Consider the following 13,067-nt stretch of genomic DNA (forward strand, 5'->3'; position numbering starts at 1 on the left):
AGGCTGTTTTTTCAGTGGTTAGCTTCCATTTTGTGTACCAGGCGGAGCGTATTACGTTTTTTTATCTTTAAGCGGAAATAATTAAACAATGCCAGTGCGGGAATCAGGATATAACTGATACGCTGGTACGCTGTATTTTCCGGGAAGAGGAAATAGGTCATGGCTATACATGTGAAACCTGTTGCCATAGTGAGAAAACCGTATTTAAACCGCTGGTATAACAGCTCTTTTTCTGTATGATGCCCTGCTGCTGCCAGGTCGGGGTTTTTCTGGAAAACAAAATAGCTGATCCAGAACAGCGCCGCCAGGCAGCCCGCCACATTGCAGAGATAAATAAAGAAGGGCAGCATGAAATGGGAACTGGTATGCAGCAACGCAGAAGTAGAAAATGGAAACGACACAATAAAAAATAAAAAGAAAAGATGACGATGAATCAATCCTTCATTGTAATTTTGGAGAAACCGGCATAACTGAAGATGCCGTACCCAGAAATTTCCAATGAAAACAAAACTTACCGCAAAGGCCAGGAACTGGATAGCGGTAGGCTCGAAAAACTCCCAATAACCGTTGACAGGCATTTTTCCCGGAAGGGAAGGCAATTTGATTTCAAGAATCAGTAAAGTAATGGCAATGGCAAACACAGCATCACTGAAAAGAAGCAATCGCTCCAGCTCAAACTCTCGATAAAACGGTTTGGGTTCTTTTATAACAGACATAGACATAGTTAACAATAACTTTTCCGAAAGATACGAAAATAGCTTTTAGCGGTAATTATTAGCCATCCCGTTCATTTCAGGGATGGTAAAACGGCTGGTTGCCCAACAGAACCTTTTTACCTGTTTGTTGTTAAGTATCTATCAATCATCATATACTTTCAAAGTAATACGTATGCATTGTCGTCTTTTTCTATGCACCTTTATTTTACTTTCAGGGATAACAAGAGCTTACGGGCAAACAGATACAGCACAACAGGGACCTTTTGCTTTTAACCTGGCCAATTGCATACAGTATGGACTTGCACATCAGAACGATGTCGTAAATGCCCGGCTGGATATCAATTTTTCCAGGGAACAGATCAAAGAAGCCACAGGGAAGCTGCTGCCCCATGCAGATGTGAATGCCAGTTTTACAGACAATCTGAAGCTGGCTACCTCTTTGATACCCGATCTGACCAACCCGACTTCCGGTGTAAGAATTCCCGTACAGTTTGGAACCAAGTATTCCTCTGCTGTTACCGGGCAGGTAAACCAGACCATCTTTAACAGCGATTACTTCCTCGGTCTGAAGGCAGCGAGGGTATATGGAGGGCTCGCAGAAAGGACCTATAAAAGAACAGAAATAGAGACCCGTGTGGCTATCACCAAAGCCTATTACGCCGTACTGGCCAATGAAGAGAACATCCGCCTCTCCAAAGCCAATATGGACCAGCTGGCGAAAACCCTGAAAGATACCAAAGCCCGTTACGATGTAGGAGTGGCCGAAAGGGTGGATGTAGACAGGATACAGGTATCCTATAATAACGTGGTCACCGATATTGAAACACAGATCCGTTTACTCGTATATACTACCCAGTTACTCAAGTTCCAGATGGGTATGCCGCAGGAGGCAAAACTGGACCTTACAGAAACTGTGCAGGACCTCAACGTGGAAGCATTCATTGCCGATACCGTTGATTACCTGGTACAGGACCGCGTGGAATATGACATCCAAACCACCCAGATTGCCCTGAATGAGCTGAACCTGAAAAGTAAAAAGATGTCGTTCCTGCCATCCCTGAACGGTTATGTGAACTATGGCTGGAACTATTTCTCTTCAAATTTCGGGGACCTCTATAAAACAGGTTTTGGCGCATCCGCACTGGGATTAACCCTGGCATGGCCCATTTTCACCGGCACCGAAAGGATACACCAGATCAGGCAGAATCAAATAACCCTGGAAAAATCAAAGAATGACCTTAGTTACCTGTCGCAACAGATCAAGCTGGAAGTGACCAACGCCAATACACAGTATCTCAACAATAAATCCCGGTTCACCACCCAGAAAACAAATATGGGCCTCACGCAGGGTATTTATGATCGTATTGTGCTCAAATTTGAACAGGGAGTGGCCAGCAGCCTGGATGTGATTTCTGCAGAAAGTGAACTGAAACAGGCACAGGTAGATTATGTGCAGGCCCTGTTAAACACCCTGATCAGTAAAACAGACCTGGATAAAGCCATGGGCAAAATCAAATAAAGTATCAGCATTCGTAATTCGCAATTAATTTCTCATATGTATCTAATAAATTACAAGCGGACCTTTTATGTGGCAGGAATGATACTCTGTGCTGCCTGTGGCAACAGCAAAAAGCAACAGCAACAGGCCGCCATGATGGGGATGATGAAACCAACCGTTGTAGCTGCAGAAGTAGTACCGGCCGTATATACCGTGTCGGAGAAATTTCCTGCTACCCTGGTGGCGCACGATGTGGTGCAACTCAAGCCGGATGTTTCCGGTTACCTGGAAGCCATCCGGGTGGCCGACGGCAGCAACGTAACCAAAGGACAACCTCTGTATGATATAGACCGCAGCCGCTATGCCGCTGCCTACGGGCAGGTAGCCGCTACCCAGCAACAGGCGGAAGCCGACCTGGCACAACGGCAACGGGACTACGAAAGATATAAATCCCTGCTGGAACATGATGCCATCTCCAAGCAAACGGTGGATCAGGCCTATACGGCCATGCTTACTGCACAGGCCAATGTGGCCGCTGCAAAAGCGTCTGTAGCCAGGGCCGGTACCGATGTAAACCATGCGGTAGTGCGCGCCCCGGTAACCGGTAAGATCGGTATCGTGCAGGTAAAGGTAGGGGATGTGATCAACGCCGGGCAAACGCTGATCAACACTATCGTTAATGAGCACCCAATGTTTGCAGACATGGATATTCCCCAGGCCCGCCTGCCGGAATTCCTCCGCATCCAGAGCGGTAAAGGCGGCGATGAAAAATTCTATATCCAGTTCGGAGATGGTACCCGCTACGGGGAAGCAGGGAAAGTGCTTACCATCAACAATATTGTAGACCCGCAAACCGGTACCGTAAGGGTACGGCTTGTTTTTGAGAATAAAGACGGTATGCTTAAATCAGGCATGAGCATCGTTGTGGTAATGCAATACGGTACACCTGCCACACAGCTGGCCATCCCGGCGAAAGCCATTATCCAGAATTTATCGGAGACCAGCGTATATACCATTTCAAAAGACAATGTGATCCGTGCCCAGGATATTGTGCCCGGACCAGTTACGGATACCATGCAGCTGGTGACCAGCGGCCTGAAAGCCGGCGACAGGATCGTGGTGGAAGGTATACAGCGGGTAAAACCCGGAGATACCGTGAACATAGCCGGAGCAGGAGCAGGGGCAGCCAAACCATAAATATTAAATCAGCATCACAGTATGATCTCAAAAACATTTATAGAGCGCAAGAATACTACGATCGTAATTGCTATCATTATTGTGATTGTAGGACTCATCTGCATGTTCAATCTGCCCATTGCACAATTGCCTGATATTGCACCGCCGGTAACAGATGTAAGGGCCAACTATGTGGGAGCCAACTCCACAACGGTAGAGGAAACAGTGACCACTCCTATAGAAAACCAGGTGAATGGTACTCCCGGCGCTATGTACATCCAGTCGGTAAGTGCCAACGACGGCTCCATGAGCATCACGGTTAGCTTTAAGCTGGGCACCAACCCCGATATCGCTACCCTGGATGTACAGAACCGTGTGAGCCTGGCACTGCCAAGTACGCCCGATGAAGTACGCCGTGTAGGGGTAACCGTTAAGAAACGGTCCAATGATATGCTGATGGTAATCGCGCTGAACTCTCCCAAAGGAAAACATTCGCGCGAATTCCTCGATAACTACCTGAATATTTACCTGAAGCCGGAACTTGCCCGTGTGGCCGGAGTGGGTGATGTAAATGCCTTTTCGCAGGATTATAGTATGCGTATCTGGCTGAACCCGGATAAGATGGCGGCGCTTGGTCTTACCGCCGGCGATATTGCCCGCGCCATTACGGAACAGAACCAGCAGGTACCCGCCGGTTCCGTGGGTGCCGCTCCTATGCGCAGTACACAGGCGTTCGAATATACGGTGAGCGTAAAAGGCCGTCTTGCCACTACGGAAGAATTTGGCAACGTAGTAGTAGCCACCAGCCAGAATGGTAGCCTCGTCCGCCTCCGTGATGTGGCACGGATAGATCTCGGCTCCTTTACTTATGCCATTGAAGCCAAAGCGGATGGTAAAACAGGTAGCGGTATGGCCATCTACCTGGCCCCCGGCGCCAATGCGCTGGATGTGAACGACCTGGTAATGAAGAAAATGGAGGAAATGTCGAAACGCTTTCCCGATGATGTGCAATGGCTGGTGCCGTTTGAATCCACTTCCTTTGTAAAGATCTCCATAGAAGAAGTAATAGAAACCTTTGTGGAAGCGCTGATCCTGGTGGTGATAGTGGTGTTCGTGTTCCTCCAGAACTGGAGGGCTACCATCATTCCCATCCTGGTAATCCCGATCTCCCTCATAGGTACTTTTATATTTTTCCAGCTGCTGGGCTTTTCCATCAATACCCTTACCCTGTTCGGTTTCGTATTGGCCATCGGTATCGTGGTGGATGACGCCATTGTGGTGGTGGAAGCGGTGCAGCATCATATCGATGCCAACCTGATGTCGCCAAGGGAAGCCACATTCAAAGCCATGTCGGAGGTGCAGGGCCCTGTAATTGCCATCGCCCTCATCCTGGCGGCGGTGTTTGTGCCGGTGGCCTTTATCCCCGGTGTAAGCGGTCGTTTGTACCAGCAGTTTGCGCTCACCATCGCATTCTCCGTGTTATTGTCGGCATTCCTGGCACTAACGTTAACGCCTGCACTTACTGCCATCCTGTTGAAACCTGCGCACCTTACACAGAAATCAAGGGGATTGAACAGGATCTTCTTCAAATTCAATGAATGGTTTGAAAGATTTACCAACCGCTATGGCAGGGGGGTAATGTTCAGTATCCGCAAAACGCCGGCAGTACTGGTGATCATGGCCCTGCTGTTTGCTGCCGCCTTTTATCTCTTTAAGAAAACACCAACCACCTTTGTGCCCCAGGAAGATATGGGCGCTATGTTCATCGCCCTGGAACTGCCGGAAGCCTCTTCTTCGCAACGTACGAAGGAAGTGGTGGCGCAGATCAGTGATATCCTGCTGAAAGATAGTGCAGTACTCCATTTCTTTGGTATCACCGGGATCAACTTCGTGGCCAATGCCACCAAGCCCAACTCCGGTACATTCTTCGTGAGCCTCCGCCCCTGGGATGAGCGCTACAAACACGGAGATAACATGAATAAGGTATTGGGAAGAATTCAAATGGCCACCGGGCGTATTATCGGCGCCAATATTATCTGTATTCCATCTCCTACATTGCGTGGATTGGGTAATACAGGCGGGTTCTCCTTTATGCTGGAGCAACGGAGCAATCCCGATATCAACCAGTTCCTGCAGGTAATGGGGCAGTTCCTTATGGCTGCCAACCAGCGCCCTGAAATAGCACGGGCATATGCATTCTTCAGCGCCAATACCCCACAGTTCAATGTGGATGTGGACCGCGATAAATGTAAACAACTCGGTGTAGCCGTGAGCGATGTATTCAACGCACTGCAAACTTTCCTCGGTGGATTATATGTAAACGACTTCACCAAATTCAGCCGGAGCTTCCGCGTGGTATTACAGGCGGATTCTACCTACCGTACCAGTATCAATAACCTGAATACTTATTACGTCCGTAACAGCACGGGGCAGATGGTGCCGCTCAGCGCACTGATCACCACCAAAAAAGCATCGGGCGCACCGGTGATCAATCACTTTAACCTGTACCGCTCTGTGGAAATCAACGGCGACACCAAACCTGGTTACAGTAGCGGAGATGGTATCAATGCACTGAAGGAAGTGGCCGCAAAGGTGCTGCCGGAAAACTTCTCTTTCGAATGGGCCAATGTATCCCTGCAGGAAATTGAAGCCGGTAACAGTAGCACGCTCATCTTCGGATTATCTATCCTGTTTGTGTTCCTGTTGCTTACAGCCCTGTACGAAAGCTGGTCGGTGCCGTTCTCTGTATTGCTGGCGGTACCTATTGCCTTGTTCGGATCTATCCTGGCGCTGTCGCTGACAAAACAGGCCAATAGCGTATACTCCCAGATCGGTTTGATCACCCTGATAGGTCTTGCGGCAAAGAACGCCATCCTGATCGTAGAGTTTTGTAAGGAACGTGTAGACAGGGGCATGCCGCTGCTGGATGCTACCCTGGAAGCCGTAAAATTACGTCTGCGTCCTATCCTGATGACGTCTTTCGCCTTCATATTAGGGGTAATGCCATTGTGCCTTGCACAGGGCGCCGGCGCGGCTTCCCGTGTTAATATAGGCTTTACCGTAGTAGGAGGTATGCTGGCCGCAACAGTATTGGGGATCTTTACGGTACCGGTATTGTACGTGCTCATCACAAAGCTCTCTTACGGTAAGAAGAAACTGGCAGACCTGGAAGCACATGGTAATGAGGAGAAGAAGCCTAAAGGATTAGGAGAATAATCCTAACTTCATTACTTATGAAAAATACTGAACGTTTCAGCACCCGCGTAGATAACTATATCAAGTACCGGCCACATTATCCTGTGGCCGTTATTCCGTACCTGGAAACCGCTGCCGGTCTTACCCGGCAAACCATCGTGGCGGATATAGGCGCAGGTACAGGCATTTCCGCCCAGCCTTTTCTTGACAACGGGAACAAGGTATATGCCGTGGAACCTAATAAAGAAATGAGAGAAGCCGCTGAAAAGCTCCTGAGCCGGTATCCCGATTTTACCTCCGTTAACGGCTCCGCCGAACATACCACGCTGCCGGATACCTCCATAGACCTGTTGGTGGCAGGCACCGCATTCCACTGGTTTGATCAGCAGGCCGCTGCGGCAGAATTCCGCCGCATAAGCAGGAAGGAAGCCTGGGTGGTACTGATGTGGAACGTTCGCCAGGCGGAACTGCCATTTGAAAAAGGATATGAAAAGCTCCTGCATCAATACGGTACAGATTATAAAGATATGCAGCACCGTAACGTAGGGGCGTCACAGTTATCTTCCTTTTTTCAACCCGGCACCATGCAGGAAAAAGTGTTCCAGAATGCCCAGCTGTTCGATTTCGCCGCACTGAAAGGAAGATTGCTTTCCTCTTCATACGTTCCTGAAGAGGGCCATCCATCGTATACACCCATGATGCATGCCCTGGAAGACCTGTTCCAGAAATATAAAGAGCAGGGCATGGTGAAGTTCCACTATGAAACCAAACTCTATGTAGGCAAGGTATAGCGGATTTTGTCTGACTCAGGATTATGATGATTTTGGTGATTAGCCTGATTTACTTTTTTAGTTTTGTTAAAACAGGTAAGGGAGATAAAAACGGAACCTATCCGCTTTATCTCCCTTACTGTTATTATATAATCTCAAAAAAAATAATCATCAAAATCATCATAATCCTGAGTCAGACAAGATCCACTACACCAGGCTGTTGTACAGAATCTCCACCGGGTGCAAAGCTTTAACGCCGGTACCGTCTTTAACCTGGTGGCGGCAGCTGGTACCAGGTGCCGCGATGAGCGTTCCCTGGGCAGCATTGCGTACCGCCGGGAATAAAACCAGCTCGCCTATTTGCATGCTCAGGTCGTAATGCTCTTTTTCATAGCCAAAGGAACCGGCCATACCACAGCAACCGGAAGGGATTACCTCCACGGAGTAATTCTGTGGCAATGAAAGCATTTTCTGGCTGTGCAGGGCGGAAGACAATGCCTTTTGCTGGCAATGCCCATGCAGTTTAATATGCTGTTTTTCTGTAGTGAACTGTTCAGACGTGATATGTCCTTTATCAGCTTCTGCGGCAATAAACTCATCGATGAGGAATACATTTTTTGCCAGCCCTTTGGCTTTACCGCGCAGCCCTTCGCTGACCAGGTCGGGGTACTCATCGCGGAAACTAAGTATGGCAGAGGGCTCTACGCCAAGTAAAGGTACGTTTTCATTAATAACGTCACTGAATATACGAACATTGCGGTCGGCGTATTCACGTGCTTTCCGCAGTAATCCTTTCGACATATAGGCGCGGGCGCTTTCCGGGTGTTCAGCCATCTGCACATCATAACCGAGGCGGTGCAGCAGTTGTACGGCTTTGATACCTATAGTAGTGTCGTTATAATTGGTGAACTCATCGCAGAAAAGATATACTTTTTTATTGCCGGCGGCGCCTTGTTTTTCCTTCGGCCATTTTTCGTTGAACCATTTCCGTAAGGTAATGCTGTGAAGACCGGGCAGGGAACGTTTCGCCGCAAAGCCGGCAAACTTACGGATTATGCCACCGGTGAAGGAGTTGTTGACCATAGCGTTGTAAACACCGGGTGCAATGGCGGCCAGGCCGGATAATTTGGAAAAGTTGCCGATCATGTTGGCGCGCAACGGTACTCCGTTGGCATCGTGGTAGTGCTGTAGGAATTCCATTTTCAGCTTGGCCATATCCACGTTGGAAGGGCATTCTGATTTACAGCCTTTACATGCCAGGCAAAGATCCAGTACTTCATAAATTTCTTTATGGTCGAAGCGGTTTTCCTTGGTGCTGTTGGTAAGGAACTCACGGAGGATATTGGCCCTGGCGCGGGTGGTATCCTTCTCATTACGGGTGGCCATGTAGCTGGGGCACATGGTGCCGCCGCTCAGCTGCGTTTTGCGGCAGTCGCCCGAACCATTGCACTGCTCTGCATGTTGCAGCATGGTTTGCTCCGGGAAATGAAAAATGGTTTTCAGCTCCGGCGCTTTTTGCCCTGGTTTGTAGCGCAGCATCGTGTTCATGGACGGTGTGTCTACGATTTTGTTGGGATTGAAAATATTTTCAGGGTCCCAGGTATATTTGATCTGGCGGAGCAGCTCATAGTTTTTGTCGCCCACCATCTGTTTAATAAACTCGCCCCTGAGCCTGCCGTCGCCATGTTCACCACTAAGGGAGCCATGGTATTTTTTTACGAGGGTGGCAATCTCTTCTGCAATTTTACGGAACAGTAAATTTCCTTCTTCTGTTTTCAGGTTGATGATGGGACGGAGGTGAATTTCACCGCTGCCCGCATGTGCATAGTGCACCGCGTATAGTTTGTATTTCGCCAGTATATCGTTGAAATCGCGGATAAAGTCGGGCAGGTCTTCCACGGCCACAGCGGTATCTTCAATTACCGGTACCGCCTTTTCATCGCCGGGAAGGTTACTGAGCAGGCCCAGTCCGGCTTTGCGGAGCGCCCATATCTTTTTGGTATCGTTGCTAAACAGCAGGGGGAAATGATATCCCAGTCCGGCTGCCCGCAGGGTGGCTTCCAGCCTGCCGGCAATTTCAGTGATCTCTTCGCGGGTGTTGCGGCAAAACTCCACTACCAGGATAGCGCCGGGATCTCCCTGTACAAAAAAGCGGTTCTTGCTTTGTTCAATGTTATCCTTGGTGCACTCCAGGATGTAGTGGTCAATCAGTTCACTGGCGCTGGGTTTGTATTCCATTACCAGTACATTGGCCCGCAGTGATTCATCTACATTATTAAAATGTATGCAAAGAAGGCCGGTTTCCTTTGGAGGAAGTGGGTCTACATGCAGTTTTATTTCGGTAAGAAAAGCCAGGGTGCCTTCGGAGCCGGCAATCAGCTTGCAGAAGTTAAAGTCTTCCGTTCCGGCGGTAAAGGGATTCGTTTCCAGCAGCATATCCACGGCATAACCTGTATTGCGGCGCGGAATGCTCTTCTTTGGGAATTCTTTCCGGATCTCTTCCTGGTAGCTGTGATTACTTAAGCTGGTACGTATCTGTTTATAGATCCGGGTTTCCAGTGTATCGGGGCCTTCGCATTTCCGGTGAAAGGTTTCGGCGTCCATGCTGCCGAAGGTAACTTCTTCGCCGTTGCTGAGCAGGGCTTTTACTTCCAGCAGGTGTTCGCGGGTGCTGCCGTATACCACGGAGTTGGAGCCGCAGGAGTTGTTGCCCACCATACCGCCTATCATAGCGCGGTTAGCGGTGGAGGTTTCCGGGCCAAAATAGAACCCGTGCGGTTTGAGGAACATGTTCAGTTCATCGCGGATAACGCCGGGTTGCACACGTACCCATCCTTCTTCTTTATTAAATTCCAGTATTTTGGTGAAAGTGCGTGACACATCGGTTATGATGCCGTTTCCTACTACCTGCCCCGCCAGCGAAGTGCCGGCGGTACGGGGTATCAGGGATGTTTTATTTTCACGCGCAAAACTGATCAGTGTTTTAAGATCTTCGATATGCTGCGGGATAGCTACTGCCAGCGGCATTTCACGGTATGCCGATGCATCGGTGGCATAAAGTGTCCGCATGGTATCATCTGTATAAAGCGTGCCTTCCAGTTTCCCGGCTAATTGTTCCAGCTTGTCGCGCATCATGGTAAAAACCTGTTTTGAGAGGGCGAAATTAATATTTCAGTCCGTCTTTTTCACCCCTTGTAATGTATTCGTAAAAAAAAGCGCTATTCTTTTACAAATTGGGGCTTTTTTACGTCTATCCCGCAAACAGCTTCCAGTTTGTCGATAAGATACACGGCCAGTTCAGGCGAAGTAGCCTCATCGTGCATGTGCATGAAAAAATAAACCTCCTTCAAACCATTGTCCAGCCAGTATTTAATACGGTTGGCCCAGTCGTCGATCCGCGTATAATCCGTTGGATGCAGGCTGTTCCCTACAAAGCGGATAAATACTTTCGGGATAGTGAGATGCATATGCGCTACATCCCGCCTGCCGGCAGTATCGGTAATAATGAGGCCTACATTGAGTTTATTGAGCTTTTCGTATAATTCCAGCCGTATGGCTTCGTTCTCATACCATTCTTTATGGCGTAATTCCACGAAAAACTGGAGATCGGTGGGCAAAGAAGCAAGATATTCGTATAGGTATTCCCGTTTGGCCGGACCATATTTATCACTCAATTGTAAAAAGATGGGTCCCAGGTGTTTGCCAAAGGCCAGTACCCCTTCCAGGAAAGCGGTGGTTTTAGGACCTGAGCTTACCAGGTTGCTGAAATGACTGATGGCCTGAGGCACTTTGGGGCAGAATTTAAAATCCATGCCCTTTGCTTTTTCATCCCATTTGGAAATGGTTTCCGGGCCATAGATCTGGTAATGGGTGGCGTTCAGCTCAATACTGTTGAAATGTTTTACATATTCGCCAAGGAAGGCAGATTCCTTTGTGCCTTTGGGATATATTTTCCCGATCCACTCTTTCCGCCCCCATTTGGCGCATCCCAGCCAGGCCTGCGGCTTTTTCACGGGTTTGCCCTTCAGTACCTTTTTGTTGAAAACAGGTTCGGCGGGCAACTTAAAATCAATGTCCATCAGCATATCTTCGGGAACGCGGCCAAAATCCATGAGCATTCAGCATTTAGAAGTGAAACACATAACAATTACTGTTACAAATATAAACTATCACGGCGGCTCATGTGATCGCCGGCGGGGATTATCATAATAATCATAAAAAATCACAGGGAAGTCTTTGTTTTCTTATTTTTCCAGTTTAACTTAATAAGGATTATCAACTTAACAGCATGGAGATTTTACACATCAGCGCGGAATGTTACCCGGTAGCCAAAGTAGGTGGACTAGGTGATGTAGTAGGGGCGTTGCCCAAATACCAGCACCAGTTAGGCAATTTTGCCAAGGTTGTGATACCGGCCTACAGGAATAAGTATTACCATACCCACGAATTTGACGTGGTACACCAGGCCGGCATGTGGCTGGGGCACAACTGGTACCATTTTAACGTTATAAAGGAGCGCAGCAATGAGCTGGGGTTCGACCTGTACCTGGTGGATATCCCCGGTTTACTGGATACTCCCGGCGTTTACGGCTATCCTAACGATACAGAGCGGTTCCTGGCCTTCCAGATCGCCGTATTGGACTGGATCAACGAATGGCAGCACCAGCCGGACGTGATCCATTGCCACGATCACCACACGGGCCTGATCCCTTTCCTGCTCAACTACGGTTATAAATATGAGCGGCTGAAAAGTATCCCCACAGCGCTTACCATTCATAATGCACAGTACCAGGGCCAGTTTGGCTGGGATAAACTATACCAGATCCCGTCTTTCGACCTGTGGAAGTCCGGCATGCTCGACTGGAACGGGGCCATCAACCCGCTGGCATCGGCCATTAAGTGCGCCTGGCGCGTTACCACCGTATCACCAGGCTACCTGGAAGAACTGTATTCCAATGCCAACGGGCTGGAAAGCCTGATCAACCAGGAAAGGGCCAAAATGGTGGGCATCCTGAACGGGATCGATACGGTGGTATGGGATCCCTCCACGGACCGTATGTTATCGCTCAATTATGATATTGATACGGTAAGTACCGGAAAAAAAGAAAATAAACAGCTCCTTTGCGAACGCTTCGGGCTGGACGCTTCCTTACCACTGATCTCCTTTATAGGCCGCCTGGTAGGCGATAAAGGGGCCGATCTCCTGCCGGAAATAATTGGCAGAACCCTGCATGAACTGGCAGGTGAAGTAAATTTCCTCGTATTGGGGAGCGGGGAGCCCCATATTGAATGGTCATTGCAACAAACCCGCGCCGTGGTAAGCTACGGCTTTAATGTACATATCGGGTACGACGAATCGTTATCCCACCAGATATATGCCGGCAGCGATTTCCTGTTGATGCCCTCCAGGGTGGAACCCTGCGGCCTTAACCAGATGTATGCCCTGCGTTATGGAACTGTTCCGGTAGTGCGTAGTACCGGCGGACTGAAAGATACGGTCATCGACTTTGGCGACCAGGACGGCGTAGGTATCCGGTTTAACCAGGCCAGCGTTTGGGATGTTTGTTATTCCGTAAAGCGCGCCATAGAATTGTACCGCGACTCCAAACACCTGGACGAAGTACGATTAAGAGGCATGAACATTGATAATTCCTGGGACAGTTCCGCACAGCGGTACCTGGACATGTACAAGCGTATGAAATAGTAAAGAAT

8 protein-coding genes are annotated in these 13,067 nt (G+C 48.9%); 5 read left to right on the top strand and 3 right to left on the bottom strand.

Annotation, left to right across the window (positions count from 1 at the left end; genetic code table 11):
* Positions 1 to 11 precede the first annotated feature (11 nt).
* Positions 12 to 716, bottom strand: a complete 705-nt coding sequence (locus tag FN124_RS30240; RefSeq protein ID WP_185937465.1) for a TMEM175 family protein — start codon at positions 714 to 716, stop codon at positions 12 to 14.
* Positions 717 to 888: 172 nt separating this feature from the next.
* Between FN124_RS30240 and FN124_RS30245 the strand changes: the two genes are divergently transcribed.
* Genes FN124_RS30245 through FN124_RS30260 form a run of 4 tightly spaced genes read left to right on the top strand, consistent with a single transcriptional unit; the run spans position 889 to position 7,376 of the window.
* Positions 889 to 2,235, top strand: coding sequence for a TolC family protein (locus tag FN124_RS30245; protein WP_185937466.1), 1,347 nt, complete (start codon positions 889 to 891; stop codon positions 2,233 to 2,235).
* A 36-nt stretch (positions 2,236 to 2,271) separates the two neighbouring features.
* On the top strand, positions 2,272 to 3,411 hold the full coding sequence (locus FN124_RS30250; protein WP_142688545.1) for an efflux RND transporter periplasmic adaptor subunit: 1,140 nt from the start codon (positions 2,272 to 2,274) through the stop codon (positions 3,409 to 3,411).
* 21 nt (positions 3,412 to 3,432) lie between these two features.
* Positions 3,433 to 6,606 (top strand): efflux RND transporter permease subunit, encoded by a 3,174-nt coding sequence (locus tag FN124_RS30255; protein ID WP_142688546.1) that lies wholly within the window; start codon positions 3,433 to 3,435, stop codon positions 6,604 to 6,606.
* Between the two features lie 17 nt (positions 6,607 to 6,623).
* The gene (locus FN124_RS30260) at positions 6,624 to 7,376 is read left to right on the top strand and encodes a class I SAM-dependent methyltransferase (protein WP_142688547.1); all 753 of its coding nucleotides are present in this window, start codon (positions 6,624 to 6,626) and stop codon (positions 7,374 to 7,376) included.
* Positions 7,377 to 7,562: 186 nt separating this feature from the next.
* Here FN124_RS30260 and FN124_RS30265 read toward each other — a convergent pair whose 3' ends face one another.
* A complete protein-coding gene (locus FN124_RS30265) occupies positions 7,563 to 10,490 on the bottom strand; it encodes an FAD-binding and (Fe-S)-binding domain-containing protein (RefSeq protein ID WP_312847243.1) in 2,928 nt (975 codons plus the stop codon).
* Positions 10,491 to 10,573: 83 nt separating this feature from the next.
* Entirely contained in the window at positions 10,574 to 11,467 is an 894-nt protein-coding gene (locus tag FN124_RS30270) for a DUF72 domain-containing protein (RefSeq protein ID WP_142688548.1), read from the bottom strand.
* A gap of 176 nt (positions 11,468 to 11,643) precedes the next feature.
* Here FN124_RS30270 and FN124_RS30275 point away from each other — a divergent pair, with 176 nt between their 5' ends.
* Positions 11,644 to 13,059 (top strand): glycogen synthase, encoded by a 1,416-nt coding sequence (locus FN124_RS30275; RefSeq protein WP_142688549.1) that lies wholly within the window; start codon positions 11,644 to 11,646, stop codon positions 13,057 to 13,059.
* The last annotated feature ends 8 nt before the right edge of the window (positions 13,060 to 13,067 follow it).

The organism is Chitinophaga polysaccharea, assembly GCF_902150045.1.
Taxonomy (GTDB): Bacteria; Bacteroidota; Bacteroidia; order Chitinophagales; family Chitinophagaceae; genus Chitinophaga; species Chitinophaga polysaccharea_A.

Coding starts and splice junctions, on each gene's coding strand:
- FN124_RS30270 (WP_142688548.1), bottom strand. CDS start 11,467: ATGGATTTTGGCCGCGTTCCCGAAGATATGCTGATGGACATTGATTTT.
- FN124_RS30265 (WP_312847243.1), bottom strand. CDS start 10,490: ATGATGCGCGACAAGCTGGAACAATTAGCCGGGAAACTGGAAGGCACG.
- FN124_RS30245 (WP_185937466.1), top strand. CDS start 889: ATGCATTGTCGTCTTTTTCTATGCACCTTTATTTTACTTTCAGGGATA.
- FN124_RS30275 (WP_142688549.1), top strand. CDS start 11,644: ATGGAGATTTTACACATCAGCGCGGAATGTTACCCGGTAGCCAAAGTA.
- FN124_RS30260 (WP_142688547.1), top strand. CDS start 6,624: ATGAAAAATACTGAACGTTTCAGCACCCGCGTAGATAACTATATCAAG.
- FN124_RS30250 (WP_142688545.1), top strand. CDS start 2,272: ATGTATCTAATAAATTACAAGCGGACCTTTTATGTGGCAGGAATGATA.
- FN124_RS30240 (WP_185937465.1), bottom strand. CDS start 716: ATGTCTGTTATAAAAGAACCCAAACCGTTTTATCGAGAGTTTGAGCTG.
- FN124_RS30255 (WP_142688546.1), top strand. CDS start 3,433: ATGATCTCAAAAACATTTATAGAGCGCAAGAATACTACGATCGTAATT.